Annotated in this window: 26 protein-coding genes; 3 read left to right on the forward strand and 23 right to left on the reverse strand. The window is 74.7% G+C overall.

Going from position 1 to position 24,113, the window contains the following annotated elements; all coding sequences use genetic code 11:
- Positions 1-59: 59 nt before the first annotated feature.
- The 19 genes from IE287_RS00165 to IE287_RS00255 all read right to left on the reverse strand — a co-directional run bounded on the left by IE287_RS00165 (position 60) and on the right by IE287_RS00255 (position 17,239).
- A complete protein-coding gene (locus IE287_RS00165) occupies positions 60-608 on the reverse strand; it encodes a hypothetical protein (RefSeq protein WP_189846789.1) in 549 nt (182 codons plus the stop codon).
- Between the two features lie 218 nt (positions 609-826).
- Positions 827-1,570, reverse strand: coding sequence for a transporter substrate-binding domain-containing protein (locus IE287_RS00170; RefSeq protein ID WP_189846790.1), 744 nt, complete (start codon positions 1,568-1,570; stop codon positions 827-829).
- A 234-nt stretch (positions 1,571-1,804) separates the two neighbouring features.
- Entirely contained in the window at positions 1,805-2,065 is a 261-nt protein-coding gene (locus tag IE287_RS00175; protein WP_189846791.1) for a hypothetical protein, read from the reverse strand.
- Between the two features lie 73 nt (positions 2,066-2,138).
- On the reverse strand, positions 2,139-2,327 hold the full coding sequence (locus IE287_RS00180) for a hypothetical protein (protein WP_189846792.1): 189 nt from the start codon (positions 2,325-2,327) through the stop codon (positions 2,139-2,141).
- Positions 2,328-2,422: 95 nt separating this feature from the next.
- Positions 2,423-3,694, reverse strand: coding sequence for an ABC transporter permease (locus tag IE287_RS00185; RefSeq protein WP_189846793.1), 1,272 nt, complete (start codon positions 3,692-3,694; stop codon positions 2,423-2,425).
- The gene (locus IE287_RS00190) at positions 3,691-4,575 is read right to left on the reverse strand and encodes an ABC transporter ATP-binding protein (RefSeq protein ID WP_189846794.1); all 885 of its coding nucleotides are present in this window, start codon (positions 4,573-4,575) and stop codon (positions 3,691-3,693) included. Before IE287_RS00190 ends, IE287_RS00185 begins: the two co-directional genes overlap by 4 nt.
- 47 nt (positions 4,576-4,622) lie before the next feature.
- Positions 4,623-5,891 carry a YcaO-like family protein gene (locus IE287_RS00195; protein WP_189846795.1) on the reverse strand — a complete coding sequence of 423 codons (1,269 nt, stop codon included), beginning with the start codon at positions 5,889-5,891 and terminating at the stop codon, positions 4,623-4,625.
- Positions 5,891-8,419, reverse strand: coding sequence for a class III lanthionine synthetase LanKC (lanKC, locus tag IE287_RS00200; protein ID WP_189846796.1), 2,529 nt, complete (start codon positions 8,417-8,419; stop codon positions 5,891-5,893). The genes IE287_RS00195 and lanKC overlap by 1 nt, the downstream gene beginning before the upstream one ends.
- Before the next feature lie 16 nt (positions 8,420-8,435).
- A complete protein-coding gene (mpaP, locus tag IE287_RS00205) occupies positions 8,436-10,079 on the reverse strand; it encodes a daptide biosynthesis intramembrane metalloprotease (protein WP_189846797.1) in 1,644 nt (547 codons plus the stop codon).
- 203 nt (positions 10,080-10,282) lie between these two features.
- Entirely contained in the window at positions 10,283-10,441 is a 159-nt protein-coding gene (locus tag IE287_RS00210; RefSeq protein ID WP_189846798.1) for a daptide-type RiPP, read from the reverse strand.
- Between the two features lie 79 nt (positions 10,442-10,520).
- Positions 10,521-10,676, reverse strand: coding sequence for a daptide-type RiPP (locus tag IE287_RS00215; RefSeq protein WP_189846799.1), 156 nt, complete (start codon positions 10,674-10,676; stop codon positions 10,521-10,523).
- Between the two features lie 44 nt (positions 10,677-10,720).
- Positions 10,721-10,876 carry a daptide-type RiPP gene (locus IE287_RS00220; protein ID WP_189846800.1) on the reverse strand — a complete coding sequence of 52 codons (156 nt, stop codon included), beginning with the start codon at positions 10,874-10,876 and terminating at the stop codon, positions 10,721-10,723.
- A gap of 67 nt (positions 10,877-10,943) precedes the next feature.
- Positions 10,944-11,099: a daptide-type RiPP gene (locus IE287_RS00225; RefSeq protein WP_189846801.1), complete on the reverse strand. Its 156-nt coding sequence runs from the start codon at positions 11,097-11,099 to the stop codon at positions 10,944-10,946.
- A 77-nt stretch (positions 11,100-11,176) separates the two neighbouring features.
- Complete coding sequence (gene mpaC / locus IE287_RS00230) at positions 11,177-12,418, reverse strand: daptide-type RiPP biosynthesis dehydogenase (protein WP_189846802.1); 1,242 nt, start codon at positions 12,416-12,418, stop codon at positions 11,177-11,179.
- 6 nt (positions 12,419-12,424) lie between these two features.
- Entirely contained in the window at positions 12,425-13,693 is a 1,269-nt protein-coding gene (gene mpaD, locus IE287_RS00235; RefSeq protein ID WP_189846803.1) for a daptide-type RiPP biosynthesis aminotransferase, read from the reverse strand.
- Positions 13,690-14,523 carry a daptide-type RiPP biosynthesis methyltransferase gene (gene mpaM, locus IE287_RS00240; RefSeq protein WP_189846804.1) on the reverse strand — a complete coding sequence of 278 codons (834 nt, stop codon included), beginning with the start codon at positions 14,521-14,523 and terminating at the stop codon, positions 13,690-13,692. The genes mpaD and mpaM overlap by 4 nt, the downstream gene beginning before the upstream one ends.
- Positions 14,523-15,605 (reverse strand): daptide biosynthesis RiPP recognition protein, encoded by a 1,083-nt coding sequence (mpaB, locus tag IE287_RS39020; protein ID WP_189846805.1) that lies wholly within the window; start codon positions 15,603-15,605, stop codon positions 14,523-14,525. The genes mpaM and mpaB overlap by 1 nt, the downstream gene beginning before the upstream one ends.
- A 194-nt stretch (positions 15,606-15,799) precedes the next feature.
- Positions 15,800-16,777, reverse strand: a complete 978-nt coding sequence (locus IE287_RS00250; protein ID WP_189846806.1) for an LLM class flavin-dependent oxidoreductase — start codon at positions 16,775-16,777, stop codon at positions 15,800-15,802.
- A gap of 174 nt (positions 16,778-16,951) precedes the next feature.
- Positions 16,952-17,239 (reverse strand): hypothetical protein, encoded by a 288-nt coding sequence (locus IE287_RS00255; protein ID WP_189846807.1) that lies wholly within the window; start codon positions 17,237-17,239, stop codon positions 16,952-16,954.
- Between the two features lie 314 nt (positions 17,240-17,553).
- On the opposite strand from IE287_RS00255, the gene IE287_RS00260 reads away from it, so the two are divergent.
- Complete coding sequence (locus IE287_RS00260; RefSeq protein ID WP_189846808.1) at positions 17,554-18,555, forward strand: helix-turn-helix transcriptional regulator; 1,002 nt, start codon at positions 17,554-17,556, stop codon at positions 18,553-18,555.
- A 78-nt stretch (positions 18,556-18,633) separates the two neighbouring features.
- Here the strand turns inward: IE287_RS00260 and IE287_RS00265 are convergent, their stop codons facing one another.
- From IE287_RS00265 to IE287_RS00275, 3 genes are read right to left on the reverse strand one after another with little or no spacing between them, the layout of a single operon-like run.
- The gene (locus IE287_RS00265) at positions 18,634-20,136 is read right to left on the reverse strand and encodes a PTS transporter subunit EIIC (RefSeq protein WP_189846809.1); all 1,503 of its coding nucleotides are present in this window, start codon (positions 20,134-20,136) and stop codon (positions 18,634-18,636) included.
- A 47-nt stretch (positions 20,137-20,183) separates the two neighbouring features.
- Positions 20,184-21,110 (reverse strand): N-acetylmuramic acid 6-phosphate etherase, encoded by a 927-nt coding sequence (murQ, locus tag IE287_RS00270; protein ID WP_189846810.1) that lies wholly within the window; start codon positions 21,108-21,110, stop codon positions 20,184-20,186.
- A gap of 31 nt (positions 21,111-21,141) precedes the next feature.
- Complete coding sequence (locus tag IE287_RS00275; RefSeq protein WP_189846811.1) at positions 21,142-22,059, reverse strand: MurR/RpiR family transcriptional regulator; 918 nt, start codon at positions 22,057-22,059, stop codon at positions 21,142-21,144.
- Between the two features lie 102 nt (positions 22,060-22,161).
- On the opposite strand from IE287_RS00275, the gene IE287_RS00280 reads away from it, so the two are divergent.
- Together IE287_RS00280 and IE287_RS00285 are read left to right on the forward strand one after the other, a co-directional pair.
- Positions 22,162-22,518: a DUF8819 family protein gene (locus IE287_RS00280; protein ID WP_189846812.1), complete on the forward strand. Its 357-nt coding sequence runs from the start codon at positions 22,162-22,164 to the stop codon at positions 22,516-22,518.
- A 73-nt stretch (positions 22,519-22,591) separates the two neighbouring features.
- Complete coding sequence (locus IE287_RS00285) at positions 22,592-22,864, forward strand: DUF4031 domain-containing protein (RefSeq protein WP_189846813.1); 273 nt, start codon at positions 22,592-22,594, stop codon at positions 22,862-22,864.
- A gap of 12 nt (positions 22,865-22,876) precedes the next feature.
- Here the strand turns inward: IE287_RS00285 and IE287_RS00290 are convergent, their stop codons facing one another.
- On the reverse strand, positions 22,877-24,106 hold the full coding sequence (locus IE287_RS00290; RefSeq protein WP_189847244.1) for a Cmx/CmrA family chloramphenicol efflux MFS transporter: 1,230 nt from the start codon (positions 24,104-24,106) through the stop codon (positions 22,877-22,879).
- Between the last annotated feature and the right edge of the window lie 7 nt (positions 24,107-24,113).

Consider the following 24,113-nt stretch of genomic DNA (forward strand, 5'->3'; position numbering starts at 1 on the left):
GGGGAGGCGCCGGGAGGCGGGACGGCACCTCCCGGCCGGGTCGTGGTCGGAAGGATCCGTCAGTCGGCGGCGGTGGTGTCGACGTGGATCCTGCTCACCGAGACCGTGGCCTTGGTGTACACGGATCCGTTCAGCGCGGGGATCGTGAAGTAGCGCTTCGTACCGCCGTCGACGTGTACGTTCCACACCCCCTGGGACGTGTAGCCAGGGCCTCTGAAGCACCCGGTGAGGGTGTTGACGCCCAGGTCCTTGTCGAAGGAATAGGGGACTTCCTGCCACAGCTTCAGCATGAGCGAGGTCACCGTTGCGCCGGTGTAGGTGCAGCCCGTGAACAGGACTTCCGTGTAGTCGTTGTCCTCCCAGTGACGGGACTCGAAGTTGCCCGGTCCCCAACCGGTCAGTGAGCCGTCCCAGTTGAGAGCCTGGACCTGTCCCGGCTCCGGACCAGGGTAGAGGGGGAACAGCCCCTTCTCGTCCGGCTTGATGGTGTAGAGGTCCTTGTCGACGGGGCGGGGCGTGTCGGCGTGGACCGAGGCAGTGGTGGCGGCGAGCGTGGCGACGGTGAGCAGCGCGATCAGCGAAGTGCGCCGCGGACGGGTGCGAAGCATGAGGTCCCTCCCCCAGGGAATCCGAGATGTACGTCCGGGGGATTCAAGACGAAGAGGCGGTGCCCGTCTGTGGCCCGGGTCACGGTGTGGAGGACCTGGGGGGGGCGGGTGGCCGAAGAGTGCCGTGGACGGAGGGACTCCGTCCCCGTTTCCCACCCGGTGCGCGTTACCTCCCGGGGTCACGGAGGGGGGAAGTCGACGGGAAGTGTGCCGTCGCGTCACGGCGCCACCAGGGCCGGGTCCTGGTGGGAGTGGCGCAGGGCGTCGGTGACGAAGCCGTTGCGCTTCAGCTCCTCGATGAGGGAGCCGAGGTAGGCGACGGTCTCCGGCGCCCTGCTCCGCGTGGTGCCGACGGCCTGGCGGATCTCCATGAAGCGGCCGTCGATCAGGCGGACTTCGGGGTGTGCGGCGACGTAGGCGGCCATGGGCTGGCGGATGCCCGCGCCGGCTTCGAGGTCCAGGGTGCGGAAGGTGTCGACGCCTTCGGCACCGCGGACGACGGTGGCGTGGGCGAGGGTGCGGGTGAGGTGGAGGTCGTACGCCGAGCCCTGCTTGACGCCGATGCGGACGCCGGGGGCGTCCACGTCCTCGACGGTGACGAGCGACGAGTCGCGGGGGACCGCGTACACGCCCTCGATGACGACGTACGGGGCGGTGAAGGCGACTTCCTTCTCACGGGCCGGGTCGACGGCGAGGAAGCAGAGGTCGGCGTGGCCCTCGGCCATCGCCTCGAAGGACTTGCGGGCCGCGTCGAAGCAGAGCGTCTCCAGGGAGAGGCCGAGGCGGCGGGCGATCTCGCGGGCCAGGTCGACGGTGATGCCGGCGGGCTCCTCCGGCGTGCCCTGGGCGAGCACCGGGTTGCCGAGGTTGATGGAGGCCCGCAGGACGCCGGTGGGGGCGAGGTCGGCGGCGATCGCGGCGATGTCGTGGTCGCCCTTGCCGTCGTGGTGCTTGGTGTTCATGGTTGCGGAGTCTAGGCACGGTCGGGGCGGTGGGGGCCGTCGTGGAGGTGCCGGGCGGGGCGGGGGAGGGGGGAAGGGGCAGGAGGGGCAGGAGGGGTGGGTGGTGACGGATGTCGGGGGTGGGGGGCTTGTCGGCCGGTGCGGTCCGGCTGCGGGCCGGCCGGGTGGGTCGGGCCGGCCGGGTCGGTGTCGTCGGGCCGCCCGGGTGCGGCCGGGGCGGGGAGGGACGTGCGGTCAGGGGGCCGCGGGCGGGCACGGCGTCGTCAGCCGCCAGCCCTCCAGGGCCGGATCGGCGAGGAGGTCGGCGAGGGCGGCCGTCGCCTCGGCCGGCGCCGTGGCGGCGGGCGCCGAGAGGCGCAGCCGGGCCGCGACGTCGTCGCAGCCGGTGAGGACGGCCTCCCAGCCGGCCGGGAGGAGGGCGATGAAGCGGATCGCCGCGAGCGCGGGCGGCGCTCCGGCCGGGCCCACGAGGGCCACCTGCGGTAACTGGTACATGCGGAACTCCGGTACGGGGGTGCCCCGGACCGGCCGCGAAGGGGACGGCCGGTCCGGGGGCGCGGGGGGTGCGTCAGCGGTCGGACGAACCCTTGGAGAGGCGGTACACGACGGCCAGGATGGCCACCGCGAGGACCGCGCCGCCGCCGTAGCGGACGCCGTCGGAGGCGTCGCCGGTCACGAGGACGACCTCGGCGACGGCGAGGACGGCGAGCAGGGCGGCCAGGAGGGTGCGGCTGGAGGTGGCGGTGGAGGAGGACATGGGGTTCCTTTCCTTCGTTTTCCGTGAGGGGGGTGGAAGGCTCCGGCCGCCGTGGGGGCGGCCGGAGCCGGTATCGGGGGACCGGCCGGGAGGCGTCAGTCCGTGAGCTTCAGCGCCTGGCCGAAGGAGAGCTTCCGGTCGGTCTGGAGGAGCGCCCGGCGGTAGACCCGCGCGCTCGCCGTGACGATGACCGCGGCCGCCGCGAGGGAGAGGCCGAGCGCCACGACCGGCTCCCACCAGGCGGCCTCGCCCGCGAGGACCCGGGCCGGCATGGTGACGGTCGAGGTCAGCGGGACGAAGGAGAGGATCTCCCGGGTGCCGCCGGAGACGGTGACGCCGACGATGAAGACGAGCGCGGTGATCGCGTTGACCGGGGTCGTCGTGGACTGGATGTCCTCGGTACGGGTGGCGAGCGCGCCGGCCGCGGCGAACAGGCAGGCCAGGACCGCGATCCCGACGACGTAGAAGACGAGGAACCAGCCGAGGCCGGAGCCGATGTCGGCCAGCAGCTCCTGCTCGCCGGTGAAGAGCAGGCCCGCGACGCCGACCAGGCTGAAGAGGGTCATCTGGGCGAGCGCGAGGACCGTCGAGCCGACGATCTTGCCGATGAGCAGCGAGCGGATCGGCACGGAGCTGGCGATCAGCTCGACGATCCGGTTCTGCTTCTCCTCGACGACGCTGGTGGCGAGGGCGGCGCCGAGCAGCACGGCCGCCAGGTAGAAGAGGAAGCCGAAGAAGTACGTCGTCATCCGGACCGGGCCCTCGGGCGTCTTGTCCGGGGAGAGCAGGACCCGCTCCAGGCCGGTGTTCTCGCCCAGCTCCTCCAGGCTGGTGCCGGCGGCCGCCGCGTTCTCGGCGAGGGCGGCCTGCTGGACGGCCGCGCCGATCCAGGTGGCGGCGATGTCGTTCTGCCCGGTGTCGCCGAGGAGGACCCAGCGGCCGTCCTCCCGGACCAGGCCGGCCTCGGCCTCGCCGGCCCGGACGGCCGCCCGGACCCGCTCGGCGGACGCCTCCTGGCGGACGGTGATCTTCACGTCCTGGCCGGAGCCGACGGCGAGCGCCTCGCCCCGGCCGGCCAGCTCGCCGGCCGGCCGCTCGGCCACCGCGACGGTGATCTTCCCCATCGAGTCGGCCAGGTAGAGCTGGAGGCCGATGGCGCCGACGATCAGGGCGAGCGTGACGAGGGTGGAGAGCAGGAAGCCGCGGTTGGTCAGCTTCACCTGGATCTCGCGGGCGGTGACGATCCGCCAGGGGGCCGTCCGGGTCCCGGACTTCGCGGGCGCCCCGGGCCGGGGGGCGGGCCCGGGGCTTACGGGGGCGGCCGCCGGCTCGGTCCGCGGTGCGGGGGACTGGGTCACGGTGCTCATGCGGCGGTCATCTCCCGGTAGATGTCGGCGATGCTGGGGACGAGGGGGGTGAAGGCGTGCACGGGGCCCCGGGCGAGGGCCTCGGTGAGGAGGCGGCCGGGGTCGGCGTCGGCGGCGAGCTCGACCCGGGCGCCGTCGGACAGCTCCTCGACGTCGGTCACGCCGGCCAGGCCGCGGGTCCAGCCGGCGGGGGCGCCGGTGACCAGCAGGTAGCGGGGGCGCTCGCGGTGGCGGAGTTCGTCGGCGGTGCCCTTGCCGACGACCCGGCCCTTCGCCATGACCACCAGGTCGTCGCAGAGCCGCTCCACCAGGTCGAGCTGGTGCGAGGAGAAGAGGACCGGGACGCCGGCCGCCGCGTACTCCCGCAGCAGCTCCGCCATGGTGTCGACGGCGTGCGGGTCGAGCCCGGAGAAGGGCTCGTCCAGGACGAGCAGGCGCGGGCTGCCGAGCAGCGCCGCGGCGATCTGCACCCGCTGCTGGTTGCCGAGCGAGAGCGACTCCAGGCGGGCCTGGGCCTTCTCGGCGAGGCCGAGGCGCTCCAGGAGCTCCAGGGTCTCGCGGCGGGCCTCGGCGGTGCCCTGGCCGCGCAGCCGGGCCAGGTAGACCAGCTGGCTGTGGACGGTCTGCTTCGGGTACAGGCCGCGCTCCTCCGGCATGTAGCCGAAGTCGCGGCGGTCCTCGGCGGTGGCCGGGGAGCCCTGCCAGCGGACGGTGCCGCCGTTCGAGGCGAGCACCCCCATGATCATGCGCATGGTGGTGGTCTTGCCCGCCCCGTTCCCGCCGACGAAGCCGGTCATCCGGCCCTCCGAGACCCGGAAGGACACCCGGTCGACGGCGCGGTGACTCCCGAAGTCGCGTACGAGTTCTTCCAGTTCCAGCATCTCAGTCTTCCTTCGGATCTACGGAGGGGGCGGGCGGTCCGGGGCGGTCAGGGCAGGGGGTGCGGGGCGGCGTCACGGGGGTCGTCCAGCCGGGCCGGGCAGCCGGTGCGTTCCGGCGCCGAGGCCAGCCGGGGGAGGTGCCAGCTCCACCGGTGCGTCTCGTCCATGCGGAGATTCTGGTACCCGGGGGCCAGGACCTTCACGACTTTCCAGCCCATGGCGGCGACGGCGGCCGGGAGCCTGGGCGTCAGGTCGACGGCGAGCAGGGCCGCGCCGTCGGCGTTCATGGACTCCGTCAACTCCCGCACCGGCAGCGGCGGGGCCGCCGACGGTCCGGGCAGCGGCACGGGCTCCCGGAAGCCGTCCGCCCAGGCGCGCACCGAGTCGTACGCGGGCCGGGTCAGCATGTGGCGGAGCCGGTCGTGCTCGGTGACGAGGAGCGGTCCGTGCGGCCCGGTCTCGCCCTGCGCGCGCAGCGCGCGGAGCGCGGCCCGCACCTGCCGGGCCTCCTGGAAGGCCTTGACGGCGGCCTCGGACGGGCGGGTCGACGCCTTCATGCCGACGGTGGCCAGCGGCACGGCGTCCCCGGGCGCGTCCGTTTCGACCAGCAGGGCCGTCATGCACCACAGGCCGGTCGCGGCGACCGGGATCCGGGCGAGGACGGGCCGCAGCCCCTCCGCCTCGGCGCGCTCCCAGACGGCCCGCAGCGCGGTGTCCTCCGGGGCCGGGGTGTAGGTCGGCAGCCGCAGCTGCCGGCCCCAGGCGACCGTGAGGGCGTCCCGCTCGGCCACCTCGACCAGGGCCGCGCCGAGGGCGGCCTCGTGGCCGGCGCCGGCCGCCGCCCCGGAGGGGCTCGGGTCGAAGAGGTCGTCGTTCCGGGCCGGCCAGTTGACCAGGTCGGCCGGGACGAGGACGGGGACGTCCGTGTCCGGGGTGCGGGCCTCGTGCCAGTCCAGGACGGCCGTCGCCGCGTCCGGGTGGGCCAGGGCGTGGCCCGGGTGGTACGCGTCCAGGGTGAGCGCGTCCAGCCCGGCGGCGGTGCCGCGGCGGGCCGGGAGCGCGGCCGAGGGGTGCAGGGCCCGGCGCTCCACGGCCTCGCCGGCCCCGCGCAGCAGCGCGTCCGAGCGGGACGGGCCGCTGGCGCCGGCGAAGCGCGCCGACAGCGGCACCTCGGCCCCGTCGCGGACGAACCCGGCGCCGACCGGCGGGAGTTCCACCGCGCTGCTCCACAGCGGGTCGCCCGCGTGGGGCGGGGTGACGGCGTAGCGCAGGGCGACGCCGGTGGCGGGGGCCAGGGTGGCCGGGAGGTCGATCATCACGCCACCGACCCGGCGAGCGGCGCCGGGAGGACCGACGGGGAGAGGAACGGCAGGGCCGGGCGGCCGTCGCGCAGGGCGGTCAGGGCGAGCAGGACGCCGGCCGAGCCCGTGCCGAGGTCGGTGGAGAGCCGGTAGCCGTACTGGCCGAGGAAGTCGACCCGGCCGGGCTCCGAGGCGATGGCCTCCCAGCCGAGCGCGTCGAGGTGGGCGTCGAGGACGTGCCGCTCGCTGGGGCGGGTGCCCTCGCCGAGCGCCAGGATCTCGCCGGCCCGGCCGTGCAGCAGCCCGCACGGGGTGGAGAAGCCGCCGCGGCGCACCGCGAGCAGCCGGTCCGCGGCGGCGGACAGCCGCTCGTCGCCCGGCAGGTGGGGCAGGGCGGCGCGCAGCGCGATCGCGATGCCGGCCGATCCGTCGAGCCCGGAGGTGAGGAAGCGCTCGTCGAAGCGCGGGTCCTCCAGGAGGTCCAGGTCGCCCCGGAGCTCCTCCACCGCCCGGTCCAGGAGGCGGGCCTCACCGGTCGCCTCGTACAGCCTGATCAGGAACAGGGCGTGGCCGCAGCGGCCGTTGAGGAGTCCGACGCGGTTCGGGGCCGGGGTGTCGGGGAGTCGGTCGGCGAGCGCCGCCGCCTGCCGGACGTACCGGTCGGCTCCGTCGGCGCCCGCCCGGTGCAGGGCGGCGAGGCCGAGGCCGGAGAGGCCGTTCGCCACGGTCGAGCCGACGTTGGGGTCGGCCTGGGCGAGGGCGAAGGCGCGGTCGAGCACCGTGTCCGCGGTGTCGGGGTGACCGAGCTCGCCCAGGGTGTACGCGATGCCGGAGAGGCCGGTGAAGAGCCCGGGGCCCTCGCCGGTCGCCGTCCCGGCCTTCCGCAGCAGCCAGTCGACGTGTGCGGGGGGCACCTCGGCGCCGGCCCGGTGGAGCGCCCACAGCACGCCGGCCGCCCCGTAGGCGAAGGTGACGCCGCCGTCGGCGAGGACGAACTGCATGACGTCGCCGGGGTAGAGCCGGTCGTCGCGGCCGGGGGTGGCCGAGCCGAGGATGGACGCGGCGATCGCCGAGGTGAGGACGGTGTCGCGGGCGCCGGCCGGCCAGGTCACGCCGTAGTCGGTGCGGGCGCCGAGGACGTCGTCGCCGAGGCCGCGCTCGATCCCCTCCACGAAGGAGGCGGGGAGCGGGAAGTCGCGGACGGCGGCGTCGAGGAGGGTGCGGATCTTCTCGGTGCCCCACGGCACGACGTGCGGCATCGGCACGAAGAGGGTCAGCCGCAGCACGTCGAGGGCGAAGAGGTCGACGGCCTTGCCCCGCAGGTGGTCGGGGGCGCGGAAGCCGAGGGAGCCCATGGCCTGCGGGCGCTCCTCCTCGGTGGGGGTGGCGGTCTCCAGGTCGATGAAGGCGACGGTGTCGTCCTCGCCGACGAGGATGTTGCCGGGGTGCAGGTCGCCGAAGACGACGCCCCGCTCGTGCATGGCGTCGATGCCGGCGGCGACCTGGTCGAGGATGTGCAGCGCCCAGGAGGTGTACTCGGCGCGGGCCCGGGCGGAGTTGTCGGTGGAGCCGTAGGGGTGGCGGGCGCGGACCAGCTCGGTGAGCGGGGTGCCCTCCACGTAGTCGCGGGCGAGGAAGTGGTGTTCGTTTCCGCGGCGGACGTCGCGGAGGGCGGGGACGGAGGCGAGGCCTTCGAGGCGGGAGAGCGCCCAGTGCTCGCGTTCGAGGCGGGTGACGGCGTCGTCGCCGGCCGCGTCGAGGCCGGCGAGCGGGCGGGCCTCCTTGAGGAGGACCTCGGCGCCGTCGCGCTTGTCGACCGCCCGGTAGACGCCGCCCCCGTTGGAGAAGTGGAGGGCCTTGTAGACGCGGAAGGGGAAGTCGGCGAGGGTGCGGGCGCGCCGCTCGGCGAGCGCCGCCTGGAGGAAGGGAGGGATCTCGACCCAGGACGGCGGGTGGAAGCCGGGGCGCCGCTCGTCGGGGACGAGTTCCCCGTCCGGGGTGGTGACGGCGGGGGTGAGGGTGCCGTCCTTGAGGCGGGTGGTCTTGAGGACGAAGCCGCCGTACCGGACGTGGAGGGGCCCCTCGCGCCAGCGCAGGTCGCTGAGGATGGAGGGGGCGGGGGTGCCGCCGACCAGCTCCTCCAGTTCGTCCAGGGCCGTCTCCAGCTCGGCCTCGTCGGCCGGGTAGAGGGTGATGAACTTGCCGCTGGCGCTGCGGTCGCCGTACTTGCTGCCGCGGCGGCCGAGGGTCTCCGGGTCGGAGATGTACTTGAACATCAGCCCGTGCTCGACGCAGTAGGGGACGACCGCGTCGAGGAGTTCGGCGGCGTTGCCGGGGGAGGCCGCGACGTGGATCTTCCAGCCCTGGTCGGGTATCCGGGAGTCCGGTGGGACGCAGACCGTCCATTCCTGTCCGCGGGTGGCGGTCCACCCCTCGGGGAGCGGGCGGCCCTCGCGGAAGTCCTGGCCGGCGGACTCGGTGGCGGGCGCGTCGTAGAAGAGCGTGTCCGCGCGGCAGAAGTTGATGAACCGGGTGTCGAGCACGGTGTCTCCAGGGGGATCAGAAGGGGAGGAAGGGCAGGACGTAGGTGCGGTGGAGCGAGGTCCACAGCGGCACCCGGCCCACCTCCACCTCGGCCGTTCCGGAGGCCGGCGCCGGCGTGCGGGCGAGGTCCAGGGGGAAGGCCGTCGAGTCCATGCCCACGGCGCCGCCGAGGTCCACCGGGAAGTAGGCGGAGACCGGGACCTGCGTCGCGGAGGGGGGCGCCGACCCGATCCGGGCGGTGCCGACGGTGTCGTTGAGCACCAGTCCGTTGGTCTTGAGCGTCACGGGCTGTCCGGCGCGTACGAGCTCCGCCGCGTCGCCCTCGGGGAGGACCAGGCGGGTGGTGCCGGAGGCGTCGGTGACGTAGGCGGCGGCGACGGTCTGCTGGACCGGGAGGAACAGCGCGCCGCCGGCGGCCGCGGCGAGCAGGCCGCAGACGGCGAGGACGCGGCCGCGGCGGACGCCGGCCTCCTTGACCTCGCCGGAGAGCCGCAGGGCGCCGCGGACCAGGATCCACAGGGCGTAGGAGAGGCCGGTGGCGGCGAAGAGGAGGCCGACCCAGCCGACGCGCTGGAGGGTGCCGAGCCAGGTCTGGAGCGCGGTGGTGAGGAAGTACAGCGGGAAGGCGAGGCAGGCGAGGCCGTAGGCGATCGTCCACCGGGTGGGCAGTTCCCGCTCGTACGTGCCGCCGAAGAGGGTCCGGGCGAGCCAGCGGCGGGCGTCGGTCATCGAGCGGTCGCGGAGGAAGGGGACGTCCACGTGGCTCATCAGGGCGATGTAGCCGTCGAGCTTGATGAAGGGCGTCAGGTTGAGCAGGGCGGTGGCGTAGCTGGAGACGGCGAAGAAGAGCAGGCAGGTCTTGGCGGTGCCGTCGGCCAGCGGCCAGGCGACGAAGGCGGAGGCGGCGGCGAGCGAGGTCTGGACGGCGGGGCCGGCGAGCGCGGTGTGGACGCGCTGCCTGCGGTCCGGGAGCCGCCAGGCGTCGGAGACGTCGCAGAAGAACGCCGGCATCAGGTAGAAGAGCATGACGCCGATCCGGGACGGGCGTCCGCCGTAGCGGATGAGGACCGCCGCGTGGCCGAGTTCGTGGATCGAGACGCCGATCAGCAGGGCGATCAGGACGCCGGTGAAGCTGCCGGCGGAGAGCGGGCTGTTCAGGGTGGCGAGGACGGCGTCCGCCTGGGCGGCCATCGCGCCCATGCCGAGCAGGACGCCGAGGGCGGCGACGGTCATCGCGCCGCGCGAGAAGAGGCGGGCGAAGAGCGGCCGCATGGCCTGCATGGTCTTCCCCGGGCGCAACAGCGTGAGCTGGAGGGTCATCGGGGGGACGATCTGGAAGCGGGGGGCGACGGGCGGGGCGGGCGTCTCGCCGTCGTCGAGGAGGCGCAGGGTGTCGAGGCGGGTGACGGCGCTGTGGACGCTCTCGGCGCTCCAGACGCCGCCGAGGCGGTCCGCGAGGGCCTCGTGGTCCCGCTCGCCGTCGAACTCCTGGACGAGCTGGGCGATGTGAGGGGTGATGCGGACGTAGCGGGCGCCGTGCTGGAGGACCCATTCGCCCTGTCCGTCGGCGGGCGAGTGGACCTCGGCGCTCGGGGCGAGGCGAGGACGCTTCGCGTGTGCCGGGAGAGTGGGGGCGGGGGGACTCGTGACAGCGCTCACGGGAGTTTCCTTGTCGGGGCGGCGGCGGGCGGGGGGCGGAGCGTGCGACACCCTTGCGGTGGTCCGGCCGGACCGGGGGCCGGCCGGACCACCGCAGATCCTCGGTCGTCACCCGAGAGGGGTTCCGAGGTGCGGCGGGGAGTCGGTCACGCCGTCTCCCACCGCGTCAGTGCTGCACCGGTGTCGTGCTCGGTCCTCGACGCTCAGGTGAGGGTGATGGAGGTGGCGACCGAGGCGGAGATGCCGACGCCGATGGAGACACCGGTCCAGAAGCCGGGGGACTCCAGGGTCTCCAGCTCCTGCATCTCCAGCTCGACGAGCTCGGGGGCGGCGGCGTCGAGGGTGATCTGCTTGTCGCTCATGTCTTCTCCTTGGGTGAGGTGGTTCTTCGGTGGGTGGTGCGGTGGGTCGTGCGGTGGTGCGGGGTGGTGCGGGTGCGGCTCAGGTGAGGGCGATGGAGACGCCCACGGAGACACCGGTCGAGAAGGCGACGCTGATGGTTCCCCAGCCCGGGGCCTCCAGGGCCTCCAGCTCCTGCATCTCCAGCTCGACGAGCTCGGGCGCGGCGGCCGCGGTGATGTCCTGGTTCTCGTTCATCTCGGTTCCTCCTGAGGGGGTTCGGGTCGGCGGGGCGGGGTGGCTCAGGTGAGGGTGATGGAGACGCCCACGGAGACGCCGGTCGAGAAGGCGACGCTCCAGGTGCCCCAGCCCGGGGCCTCCAGGGCCTCCAGCTCCTGCATCTCCAGCTCGACGAGCTCGGGCGCGGCGGCCGCGGTGATGTCCTGGTTCTCGTTCATCTCTGTTGCTCCTGGGGTGTGTTCTGCTGCGGGTGGGGGTGGTGCGGGCGGCCGGCGGCCGGCTCGGTCAGGTGAGGCTCCAGGCGACGGAGACGATCGAGATGCCGACGGAGACGCCGACGTTGGTGGCCCAGCCCGGGGCGTGCATGGCCTCGAGCTCCTGCATCTCCAGCTCGACGAGCTCGGCGGCGGCGGTGTCGAGGGTGATCTGCTTGTCGTTCATGTCCGTCTCCTTGTGTGGGTGGTGCGTCGGGGTGGTGCGCGAGCGGATGCTCGGGGTGGTGCCGTTTCACCTCCGGGTCAGGCGCTGAGGCCTGCCGGGAGGAGTGCGGGGGAGCCGTCCGCGCGGGGGTGCGGCTCGATGGGGGCCGGCCCGGTGGCCGGCACGGTGGCCTCGGCGAGGAGCGCGGCGACGTCGTCGGCGCTCAACCCGGTGAGGGTGGGGAGTCCGGCGCCCCAGGCCCGGACGCTGCGGAGGGCGATCCCGCGCCGCAGGGCCGGTGCGAGGCGGACGGTGCGGTCGACCTGCCAGCGGTGCATCAGCCGGTGCAGGCCGTCCGCGGGGTCGGTGCCGAGCCAGGGGGACTGCCGGCCGAGCCGTGTCCACAGGCGGTGGATGCGGGCGGCGCTGCCGAAGCGGAGGTCCCCGTCGAGGGCCCGCCGCCAGACGACCGGCCAGACGGCGGCGATGGCCCGCATCTTGGCGAGGCCGAGGGCGGTGGAGAGCTCGTTGGCGACGGCCCAGGTCTTGACGGCGTACGGGCTGCGGCCGGTGTTGATGTGGCCGAGCTGGCTCTCGGCGCTGAGCGCGGCGACCCGGAGCCGGGCGCTCGCGGGGGCGGGCAGGCCGATGGTGACGTGCCGGGCGAGTTCGTCGCCGGCGGCGAGCAGTCCGGCGGCCAGCTCCTCGACGGCGGCGTCCTGTTCGGGCAGGTCGAGGGTGTCGCTGCTGTAGGGCATGACGGCCCGGAAGAGGGCTTCGAGGGCGCCGTCCATGAGGAGCGGGCCGGGCAGGGTCTCGGTGGCCTCGGCGGTCCTGAGGATCGCGCGGGGCCGGAGGCACTCGCCCATCACGAGGCGCTTGCCGCCGCCGTACGGGAAGCAGGCGACGGGGCCGGCCTCGGTGCCGGTGCCGAGGGTGGTCGGGACGGCGAGCACGTGGGCGTGGTCCCCCCAGCCGTGCGGCAGGGCGATCAGGCCGCTGCGCTGTCCGGCGGTGAGGTAGGGCAGGAGGTCGGGCCGGCGGTGGACCGCGGCGGCGAGTTTCGCCAGGTCGAGGGTGCTGCCCCCGCCGACGCCGATGATCAGTTCGCCGGGGGTGAGCCGGGCGGCGAGCGCCTCGACGGCGGGGAGGCCGCCGTCGGCCGGGGTGATCGCCCGGGTGGGCGCGATCCCGGCGCGGGCGATCCCTTCGAGGACCTCGCGGGTGACGGGCAGACCGTCCACCGCGGGGTCGGCGAGGAGGGTCGCTCCGGTGGGGCGCAGCTCGCGCAGGAGTCCGGGGAGCTGGTCGTAGGAGTCGAGGACGGGGGCGGGGGCCATGGCGGGTCAGCTCCTCGGTGCGGCGCTCGCGGCGGCCGGCAGCAGGCTGTCGAGTCCGGCTTCGACGCAGGTCATGAGCTCGGCGACCTCGTCGCGTGCGTAGGTGAGGGCGGGGACGAGCTGGATGCCGGAGGGGCCGGGGTGGACGATGGCGCCCGCCTCGCGGATCCGGGTGACGAGCTCGGCGACGTCGGCGCCGGTGAGGGCGGTGCCGTCGGGGTGGGCGAGGCGCAGGGTGCGGAAGCAGCCGGTGCCGGTGGCGCCCGTGGCGAGCGGGTGGCGGTCGATGAGGTCGGTGAGGCCCTGCTGGAGCCAGGCGGCGACGTTCCGGCCGGCGGCGACGGCGTCGAGCCGTTCCATCTCGGCGATGGTGGCGCTGATGGCGGCGCAGGCGAGGGCGGTGGCGCCCTGGGTCTCGGCGTGGGCGAAGGTGGTGTCGTGCTCTTCGAGGGCCCGGGTCACGCGGTGGGCGAGGACGAGGGCGGAGGCGGGGCAGGCGCCGTTGGTGAGGCCCTTGGAGGTGACGAGGACGTCGGGGCGGCCGGGCCAGCTCTCGGAGGCGAAGTAGCTTCCGGTGCGGCCGAAGCCGGTGGCGACCTCGTCGGCGACCAGGAGGAAGCCGTGCTCGTCGCGGAGCCGGCCGAGGGCGGCGACGTACTCCTCGTCGAGGGGGACGGTGCCGGTGCCGACGACGGGTTCCACGACCACGGCGGCGACCTGCCGGCCGAGGGCGGCCATGAGCCGTTCCAGTTCGGCGGTGTCGTTGGGGCCGACGTGGCGGATGAGCCGCTGGTCGACGCCGTACACCCGCTGGCCGAGGTCCTCGCCGGTGAGGGCGAAGCCGCCGAAGGTGAGGCCGTGGAAGCTGCCGCGGAGGGCGACGACCAGGTTGCGTCCGGGGTTGCCCCGGAGGGCGTGGTAGAGCCGGGCGAGCTTCATGACGGCGTCGTTGGCGACGCCTCCGCCGGTGGAGAAGAGGACCCGGCCGTAGTGGTCGGGGCCGCAGACGCGGACGAGGTCCTCGGCGGCGCGGCGGGCGTAGACGTTCTCGAAGCGGAAGGAGCCGAGGTAGGAGGCGTTCCGGGCGGCTTCGGCGATGGCCTCGGCGACGCGCTCGTTGCCGTAGCCGAGGTTGGCGTTCCACAGGCCGCTGTCGGCGTCCAGGACGGTGCTGCCGTCCGCGAAGGTGACGCGGTGGCCTTCGGCGCGGACGGCGCAGAGCCGGTCGTCGCCGTGGCTGGAGGGCGGGATGAGGTAGGGCCAGAGCGCGGTCATCGGGTGGCTTCCGTGGTCAGGAGCGTCACGCGGTGACGCTCGCCGGGCGGGGTGAGGAGCTCGCGGGTCAGGACGGTGAGTCCGGCGGCGGCGAGTTCGGCCTCCAGGACGTCCGGGCCGATCACGCCCACCCGGTCGGTGCAGACGGTGACGGGGCTGTCGTCGGCGGGCGGGTCGGCGGGCAGCAGGGTGACGGAGCGGCCGTCGGCGCCGGCCGGCCAGTGCTCGTACAGCTCGTAGACGGTGCCGCCGGCGCCGGTGACGCGGACGGCCGTCTCGTCGGGGCCGTCGTCGTCGCCGCGCTCCAGGGCGGTGAGCCGGAACCGGCCGCCGTCCGCGAGGTGGTCGAGGACGCAGCGGTAGAGGCCGGCCCGCCCGGCGGCGTCGAGCAGGGAGAGCGAGGTGGTGCCGAGCAGGATGTGCGGGAAGCGGCGGCCGAGCGCGAAGGCGGACATGTCGCCCTGGACGACGGTGCAGCGGGAGCGCATCGAGGCGGGTGCCTTGGCGAGCTCGGAGCGGAGCAGGTCCAGCATGTCGGCGGAGAGGTCGAGGGCGGTGACCTCGCGTCCGCCGGCGAGCAGCGGGAGGGTGAAGCGGCCGGCTCCCGCGGCCAGGTCGAGGACCGGGCCGGGCGCGGTGCGGACACCGGAGAGCAGGGCCCGGGTCTCGGGGTCGTCGTAGGTGGCGAGGTCCTGGTAGAGCGGGGCGCCGAGGGCGTCGTAGAGGCCGCAGGGGCGGACCCGGGCGCCGAGTCCGGCGATGCGGCGGGCGGCGAGGGTGGCGGCCTCGGAGGCGTCGGCGGCGGGGGCGGGTGCGGTGGCCGTGGTCATCACGCGGCCGCCGGGACGGGCAGGGACAGGGGGAGGTCGATCGCGTGCCGGGCGAGGAGCTCGGCGGTCCGGTCGACGTCCTCGGCGGGGACGAGGCCGTCCACGCGGCCGCCGGTGGCGAGGAGGCACTCCAGGGCCCGTGCGGCGCGGACGTCGAGGGCGAAGAGGCGGCTGCCGGCGACGACGTACGCCTCCTCCCCGTCCGCCCCGGTCTCCCGGTGCAGCACGATCGGCAGGCCGGGGTCGGCGAGGTCGGCGGCGGCGCCGGTCGCGGCGAGCCCGGGGGTGAGCCGGGAGCCGAAGCCGGAGACGCTCAGGCCGGTGACGCCGCGGACCATGAGGCTGCGCAGGGCGGTGACGGCGGCGAGGTAGCGGGGCAGGTGGGGGCGGTCGGCGCGGATCCGTGCGAGGGCGGGGGGCGGCAGCACCCGGCCGGTGCCGGCGGCGCCGTGGGTGAGCTCCGCGTGGCGTGCGGTGAGGGTGTCGAGGGTGTCGTCGACGGTGCCGAGCACCGCTCCCGTGGGGGAGAGGGAGACCCGGCCGCCCGGGTCGGCGTAGAGCCGCAGGGCGGGGCCGTCGGCGGGGTCCTGGCCGCCGCCGAGGGCGTCGGGGTCGGCGAGCAGGACGGAGGAGGTGACGAGGAACTCGGGGAAGGCGCCGTCGGAGAGGGCGCGGTCGGCGTCGGCGAGGAAGGCCGCGTGGTCGTCCTCGTCGAAGACCCGGACCACGGTGGGGCCGAAGACCGTCATGAAGGGGCTGGCGGCGTAGGAGTGGGTCTGGAGGAAGAAGTCCTGGCCGTTGGAGAACTCGCCGCCGGGCTCGGTGAGGCTGCCGTCGTAGGCGGCGGTGCCGTCCGGGACCTCGCCGGGGAAGCCGGGGACGAGGACCAGGGTGCCGGGGCCGGCGAGTCCGGCCGCGGTGGCGGCGGGGAGGTGGGCGGCGTCGGCGAGGACGAGCGTGCGGGTGCCGGTGGCGGGCGCCGGTGACGGCGGGTCGACCGGCGTGCCGGTGGCCCAGGAGATCAGGTGCCGCTTCAGCAGGCGGCGGGCCGTGTCCGCGTCCGAGAATTCTGTCGTGTCCATGCCAGAGAGTCCTTCGTCGGTCCGTGTCCCGTCTGCCGCTGGGCGCCGGGAGGCAGTGGTTCGGGAGGAGAGGGGAGGGCGGAGCTGTTCGAGGAGGGGCGGGGCCGTTCGGGAAGGGGCGGAGCTTCCCGGGGAGAGGGCGGTGCCGGGCGGGGCGGGGCGCAGGGGCGGGGCGCTGCGGGCGGGGCCGGGGGTCAGGGGGCGGTGACGGCCTGGAGGATCGCGGAGAGGTCGGAGAGCGACTCGCGGGAGCCGAAGAGCTTGTGCACGGCGGTGGTGTTGAGGACGACCTCGTCGACCCCCGCCTCCTCGTAGGCCCGCAGGCCCTTCACGACCTGAGCGAGGTCGCCGCCGACGAACGCGCCGGTCTCCACGACACCGCGCGCCACGTCGTCCAGGCGTCCGGAGCTCACGTCCACACCCGCCCGGCCGAGCATGTCCAGGTAGTGCGGGGCCTGCATGTGGGCGGCGTTGCCGGCCACGGCCAGCCGCTCGGGGGAGGCGCCCTCGCGCCCCTCCGGCTCCAGCCCGGTCGGCACCATCGCGACCACCCGGGGCAGCGAGGTCCGGCCCGCACGGGCGGCCCCCTCCTCGACCGCCGGCAGGATCACGTCACGCAGGTACGCGGGCGGGGTCAGCCAGGTGATCACGACGTCCGCGACCTCGCCGGCGAGCCGCGCCATGCCCGGCCGCAGCACCCCGAGACCCACGTCGACCCGGGGCGCCGCGGCGGGCGCGAGCTGCCCCCGGAAGGTGTAGTGCGGGCCCGCGGCCTCGACGGTCTCGCCGTCGAGCAGGCCCCGCACCGCCGTCACGTACTCCCGCGCCACCTGGAGGGGCTTGGCGTAGGGGGCGCCCAGGATGTTGGCCTGGAAGGCCGGCGAGCCGGGGCCGAAGCCCGCGATCACCGGTTCCCCGGTGGCCAGGGCCACCGACCGGGCCTGGAGCGCCGCCTCGTACGGGTGGCGCAGCGGCATCAGCGTGACCCCGAAGCCGGTCGGGACCCGGAATCCGGCCCCGGCCATCCCCGTGAAGGTCTGGTGCGGCTCCATCACCATCGCCTGTCCCTGCCAGAGCCGGGCGGCTCCGGTCCACCGGACCAGTCCGGCGAAGGGGAGGGCCTGCTCCAGGCGGCGGGGCACACAGGGGAGGAGTACGGAGTATTCGGTCATGGCGTCGGGTCTCCTCGGTCGGTGTCCGGCGGGCGGGCGGGCGGGTGGACGGGCGGCGGTGCGGTGCGCCGGGCGGGGCGGGCGGCCGGCGGTCCGTTCCGGCGTGAACCCCGGGGTCCGGGCCGGCGGTCCGTTCCGGCGTGAACCGTGCGGTCCGGGCCGGTGGGCCGTGGGCTACTTCCAGTCGTTGTTGTTCTTCGGCAGCGGCAGCACGTCCGGCAGCAGGTCGCCGATCCGGCCGATCAGCTCGCGGACGTCGCCGCCGATGCCGTCGAAGGGGAAGCCCTCCGGGGTGCCGGCCGGAGCGGCGGCCGCGGTGCCGGTCCGCGCCGCCGGCTCGTCCGCGGCGAAGGCCGCGCCCTGCGCGCCGGCGGTCAGCAGCCCGGCGGTCAGCAGCGCCACGAAGGAGGTGCGGACAGTGCGGCGGGACGACTTCGTGCTGCGCTTCGCGGTGCTGTTCACGGTGGTCTCCTCGGTCCTGGCGGGGGCTCTGCCCTGAGTGCCTCTGCTTCGCTTCCGCGCTCTCCGCGCTTTCGCTTGTGAGGAAGACTTTGCCGTCTCGGGAAGGACTTTCGGAGGTCGATCGCGCGCAGCTTGCTGCACGCCGGTGTTCCTCATGCTGCACGCACGTGGCACAAGTGCACGGTTCAAATCCGACGATTATCGGGCATTTCTCCATTGACACTCCCGTCCGGGCGGCTGAAGATTCCAGCGGGGCAGCTGTGACCGTTCGTCAAAGGGGGGGATACGTGGGCAACTTGCTCTCGTTTCTGGGAGTGACCGAGGAAGAGGAGGAGGCGTACCGCGCTCTCCTGCGCCGCGGCTCGGCCTCGGCGGCCCCGGGAAGACGGGAGGCCGGCGCGGCGGACGGGGGGAGACCCGAGACCTCCGAGGGGGCGGAATCCGGCCGGGAGGTCCTGGAGCGGCTGCTCGTCCTGGGACTCGCCACGGGAGGCGCCCATGGCGTGATCCGGGCCATCCCGCCGGCCCGCGCGGTCGACGCCCTCGTGGAGAGCCGGCTGCGGACCCTGCGCGAGGAGCTGGAGTCCGAGGCCACCGGCCGCTCGGTCATCGAGTCGCTCTTCATGGAGTGCTGGACGGCCGTCCCCCCGCCGCACGACGACCACGCCGGCGAGGGCCAGATGATCGCCCAGCTGCACGGCATCGACGCGGTCCGGGAGGCCATCGACGAGCTGACCTTCTTCGCCCGCACCGAGGACCTGACCACCGAACCCACCGGGGTCCTCGCGGAGGAGTCCATCGCGGTCTCGCACCCGATCAACATGCGGCTGCTGCGCCGCGGGGTCCGGCTGCGCACCATCATGGGCGCGGCGATCCTCCAGGACGAGCCCACCCTCACGTACATGCGGGAGCTGGTCTCGCACGGCGCCGAGGTGCGGGTCTCGCACCAGCCGATCGAGCGGGTGATCATCGTCGACCGGTCGGCGGCGCTCACCCCCATCGATCCGGCGCACACCGCGCGGGGCGCCCTCCTGGTCCGCGAGCCGGGGCTGGTGGCGACGCTGGTCACGCTCTTCGAGCGGATGTGGGAGGCGGCGGACGAGCTCCCGAGCGAGGAGGTCGACCTGCCGTCGGACGTCGAGCGGGAGATCCTCGCGATGCTCAGGGAGGCCGACAAGGACGAGACGGCCGCCCGCCAGCTGGGCATGTCCGTGCGCACCTACCGCAAGCACCTGGCCGCGCTCATGCGCCGCCTCGGCGCGGCGAACCGGGTGGAGGCGGCCCTCCTCGCCCACGAGAAGGGCTGGCTCAACTGACACCGGGGCCCCGCCCCCGCGACACCTGCGCGGGGACGGGGCCCGTGTTTCCGGAGGCGTACGGCGCCTCCCGGGGGTTCAGACCTTCGCGGGCTCCGGCTCGGGGGTGCCCACGGCGGGCGGCGGGGTGTTCCCGGCCGCCACCGGCGCCGTCCCGGCCCCGGCGTCCGTGTCCACGTCGAACTCCTCGATCAGCTCGCGGCTGAAGCCCCAGAAGTAGGTGGCGACGAAGCCGACGAGGTAGCCGACGAGCAGACCGCCCGCGTAGATCGCGATCGTCGCGCCCAGGCCCTTGTTGCCGTCGAGGAGCGGGAAGAGCGCCCAGCCGGACGGGCCGATGGCGGTGGAGCCGACCTTGTCGCCCAGCATGCTGAAGAGGCCGACGAAGGCGCCTCCGGCCGCGCCGCCGACGCAGGCGGTGACGAAGGGGCGGCCCAGCGGCAGCGAGACGCCGTAGATCAGCGGCTCGCCGACGCCGAGGAAGCCGGCCGGGAGGGCGGACTTGATGGTGCGGCGGATGGAGCTGTTGCGCGGCAGCTTCAGGTAGACCGCCATGGCCGCGCCGACCTGGCCCGCGCCCGCCATCGCCAGGATCGGGAGGAGGACGGTGTAGCCCTGCTGCTCGATCAGGGTGGTGTGGATCGGGATGAGGGCCTGGTGGAGGCCGAGCATCACCAGCGGGAGGAAGAGGCCGCCGAGCAGGAGGCCGGCGCCCGCGCCCGCGTTCTCCAGGAGCCAGTTGGCGAAGTCGCCGATGGCCTGCGAGACCTCGCCCGCGACGAACATCAGGCCGAAGACCGTGACCAGGCCGGAGACGAGCACCGTGAGCGTCGGGGTGACCAGGACGTCCAGGGACTCCGGCACCCAGCGGCGGCACCACTTCTCCACGTACACCGCGAGGACGGCCGCGCCGAGCGCGCCGAGCACGCCGCCCTGGCCGGGCGAGAGGGCCTGGCCGAAGACCTCGATCTTCGCCACGCCCGCGTAGACGATGATGGCGGCGACCGCGCCGCCGAGGATCGGCGTGCCGCCGAACTCCTTCGCCGTGTTGTAGCCGACGAAGACCGCGATGAGGGCCATGAAGCCGCTCGCGATGGCGGCGAGCGCCGGGGTGACGCCGGGCAGCCAGCCGAGGTTGACCAGCAGGCCGTTGAGTCCGGCGATGATGCCGCAGCCGATGAGGGCGGGGATCAGCGGGACGAAGATGTTCGCGATCTTCCGGAGGAAGAGCTTGAAGGGGGTCGCGTTCTTCGCCTTCCGGGCCTCCTTGAGGGCGGCGCCCTGGGCCGCCAGCTCGTCCGCGGAGGCGGCCGGCTTCGGGGCCTCGGCCACCAGGGCCTCGAACTCGGGGGTCACGCGGGCGACCGTCCCGGGGCCCAGGACGATCTGGTACGTGTCGTCCTCCACCACGCCCATCACGGACGGCAGGGCCTTGAGGGCCTCGTCCCGGACGAGCGACCGGTCGCGCAGACCCAGCCGGAGGCGGGTCATGCAGTGGGCCACGGAGGTGATGTTCCCGGCGCCGCCGACGAGGGGCAGGATCGCGGCGGCGATGGCGCGGTTCTTGTCGTCTGTGCTCATGGTGCGGTGGTGCCTTCGGTACGGGGGAGGGGGAGGAGCGGACCGGCTCAGGGGGTCGGGTGCAGCGCCGCGCGCAGGTGGCCGCGGGAGTCCTTCAGCCGCTGTGCGGCGGTGGGGCCGTCGACGCCGGCGAGGATGATCAGGATGGCGTTCTTCACCTCCCCGCCGGCGGCGGTGAGGGCGGCCTCGATCTGCTCGTCGGGGGCGCCGGTCGCGAGCGCGACGATGCGGCGCGAGCGGGCCCGGAGCTTCTCGTTCGAGGCGCGGACGTCGACCATGAGGTTCCCGTAGGTCTTCCCCAGCCGGATCATGGTGATCGTCGAGATCATGTTGAGGACGAGCTTCTGGGCCGTGCCGGCCTTCAGGCGGGTGGAGCCGGTGAGGAGCTCGGGCCCGGCGACGACCTCGATGCCGTGCTCGGCGGCGGCCGCCAGGGCGCTGTCCTCGTTGCAGGACAGGCCGATGGTGAGCGCCCCGGCGGCGCGGGCGTGCTCGACGGCGCCGATGGCGTACGGGGTGCGGCCGGAGGCGGAGATGCCGACGACGGTGTCGTCGGGGCCGACGCCGAGGGCGTCCAGGTCGGCCGCGGCGAGCTCCTTGGAGTCCTCGGCGCCCTCGACGGCCTGGACCATGGCGGAGGGGCCGCCCGCGATCAGGCCGACGACCTGCGAGGGGTCGGTGTTGAAGGTGGGCGGGCACTCGCTGGCGTCGAGGACGCCGAGCCGGCCGGCGGTGCCGGCGCCCAGGTAGATCAGCCGTCCGCCGCGGGCCATCCGCTCGGCGGTGGCGTCGATGGCGGCGGCGATCTCGGGCAGCCGCCGGGCCACGGCGGCGGGGACGGACCGGTCCTCGCCGTTCATGGTGCGGGCGATCTCCAGCGTGGACAGCCGGTCGATCTCGGCCAGTTCGGGACGGAAGGCCTCGGTGGTGAGGGAGGCCAGCTGGGCGCGGAGTTCGGAGTACGTGGTGGACACGGGGCGGCTGCTTTCCTTCTGCGTTCCGGGGTCAGCGGGTGCGCGGGGAGTGACGGTGGGCGAGGGCTTCGTACGAGGCCGCGAGGGCAGGGGCCGCGGTCTCGTACGTACGCTGGGTGACACAGGTGAACAGGCAGTCCACGACCAGGAGCTGGCTGGTCCGGGACGACATGGCGGCCGGTCTCAGCTCGCTCTCGCGGGCGGTGGACGTGGTCAGCACGTGGTCGGCGTACTGGCTGACCGGCCCGTCCGGGCGACCGGTGATCGCGACCGTGGTGGCGCCGTGCTCGAAGGCCACCCGGAGCGGTTCTATGACGTCGCCGGTCGAGCCGGAGTGGGTGATGGCGAGGGCCACGTCGCCGGAGCGGAGCTGCACGGCGTTGGTGACCGCCAGGTGCGGGTCGCTGTGGGCGTGGGCGACGAGCCCGATCCGCAGCAGCTTCTGCACGAGGTCCTGGGCGACCAGGCCGGAGGCGCCGACGCCGTACACGTCGATGCGGCGGGCGGTGGCGCAGGCGGCGGCGACGGCGCCGAGCTGGACGGTGTCGAGCGCGGCGGCGGTGTCGGCGAGGGTCTGCCGCTCGTCGTGGGCGAGCTTGGCGACCACGTCGGCGACCGGGTCGTCGACGGCGATGTCGGCGGTGACGGAAGGGGCCCGTCCCGACTGCTGCTGGGCGGCGAGCCCCGCGAGGGCGAGCCGCAGGTCGCGGTAGCCGGGGTAGCCCAGGAGGCGGGCGGTGCGGACGACGGTGGCCTCGCTGGTGCCGGTCAGTTCGGCGAGGCCGGTGACCGTGAGGGCGGCGCAGCCGGCGGGGTCCCCGGCGACGGCCTCGGCGACCCGCTGCATGGAGCGGGTCATGGAGGGGGCGAGGGTCCGCACCTTGGCGGCGAGCGCGGCCGGCGCGGGGGGCGCCTCCCCGCTGAAAGTTTCCTTCACGTCATGGGTCACATCTGAAAGATACTTTCACCGGGGCGTCGGGACAAGGGCCCGTAAGGCCCGCGTCAGGAGGGGACCTTCGTCCTCCCCCGGCCGCCGGGGGACAATGACCCCATGGACGACATCGACCCCGTGGAGCAGGCGCTGCACGCCGCTCGCGCACTGGTGCTGGCCGACCTCGCGGCCCGTGACGTGGCCGCCGCCCAGGTCGTGTCGATGGTGGAGGAGGCGGTGGCGCACCGCCGCTGGTGGGTCGAGCAGTGGCCCGAGGGCGTCGAGTACGTCGCCGGCCTGGTCGCCCAGGACGTCCAGGACGCCCTCCTGGAGCAGTACGGCCGCTGGCCCCTCTGCCCCGTCTGCCCCTCCGGCGACCCCCACGCCCTCGACGTCGAACCGGAACTGGGCCCGGACCCCCACTGGGTCTGCGCCGAGCAGGGCGTGGTGGTGGCCCGCGTGGGCGGCCTGACGTGACGGGCGCCGCGGGCCGCACGGCACGGGCGGCGGGCCACCGGGGCGCGGGACCCGCCGGTACGGGGCCGCGCCCGTGACCCTCTACATCGACCCGCCGACCTGGCCGGGCCACGGCCGCATGTGGTCCCACCTGGTCAGCGACGCCTCCTTCGAGGAGCTGCACGCCTTCGCCGCCGCCCTCGGCGTCCCGGCGCGCGGCTTCGACCGCGACCACTACGACATCCCGTCCGACTGGCACGAGGCCGCCGTCGCGGCCGGAGCCGTCCCCGTCGGCTCCAAGGAACTCCTCCGCCGCCTCACGGCGGCGGGCCTCCGCCGCCCGAAGGGACGGGCGGCGGAGGGATAGCCGCGGGCCGCGTCAGCGGCCGGCCGCGGGCTCCGGCGCGGTGGTGCGGGGAGCTCCGGCGCCGGCCGCTCCGGCGCCGGCCACCACGCGGGACCTCCCCGTGCGGGTGAGGCGGAGGGAGAGCACGACCGCGGCGAGGCCCAGGAGGGTCATGGCGGCGCCGGCCCAGGCGGGCGAGACGTAGCCGAGGCCGGCGTCGATGACGGTGCCGCCGAGCCAGGGGCCGCCGGTGTTGCCCAGGTTGAAGGCCGCGGTGGTGGTGGCGCCGGCGAGGGTCGGGGCGGCGCCCGCGACGTTGAACATGCGGGCGTTGAGGGCGGGCGCCGTGTAGAAGGCGGAGACGCCGAGGAGGAAGGCCAGGAGGATCGTCGCCACCGGGCCGGTGGCGAGGAGGGCCAGGGCCACGAGGAAGACGGTGGAGGCGGTGATGCCGCTGAGGAGGACGCCGAAGAGGTGGGCGTCGGCGACCCGGCCGCCGATCGTGGTGCCGACGAGGGCGCCGATGCCGAAGAGCGCGAGGACGCCGGAGACCCATCCCTCGTCGAGGCCCGAGACCTCGGTGAGGAGCGGCGCCAGGTAGGAGAAGGCGCAGAAGACGCCGCCGGCGGCGAGCGCGGTGATCACGATCGAGAGGAGGACCTGGCGGTCCCGGTAGATCGTGAGCTCCTTCGCGAGGCGGGGCTTCGTCTCGGGGAGCGGGAGGTGCGGGATGCGGGTCAGGACGCCGACGAGGGCGATCGCGGAGGCGGCGCCGACGGCCCAGAAGGCCGCGCGCCAGCCGAGGTGCTCGCCGAGGAAGGCGCCGGCGGGGACGCCGAGGACGTTGGCGATGGAGAGGCCGCCGATCATGACGGCCATGGCCCGGGCCCGGGAGCCCTGCGGGACCATCGCGATGGCGACGGCCGCGCCGACGGCCCAGAAGCCGGCGCAGGCGAGCGCGCTGACCACGCGGGAGGCGAAGAGGATCCCGTAGTTCGGGGCGAGGGCGCCGGCTATCTGGCCGAGGCCGAAGACGGTGATCAGCGCGACCAGGGTGGTCTTCCGGGGGAGGCGGAGGGTCGCGACGGCGAGCAGCGGGGCGCCGACGACCATGCCGATGGCGAAGGCCGAGATGAGGAGCCCGGCCTGCGGGATGGAGACGCCCATGTCCGTAGCGATGGGCTGGAGCAGCCCGGAGAGCATGAACTCGCTCGTGCCGAGCGCGAAGACGGAGAGGCCGAGGATGTAGACGGCCAGGGGCATCCGGGGA

The sequence above is a fragment of the Streptomyces omiyaensis genome, from assembly GCF_014650895.1.
Classification (GTDB): domain Bacteria; phylum Actinomycetota; class Actinomycetes; order Streptomycetales; family Streptomycetaceae; genus Streptomyces; species Streptomyces omiyaensis.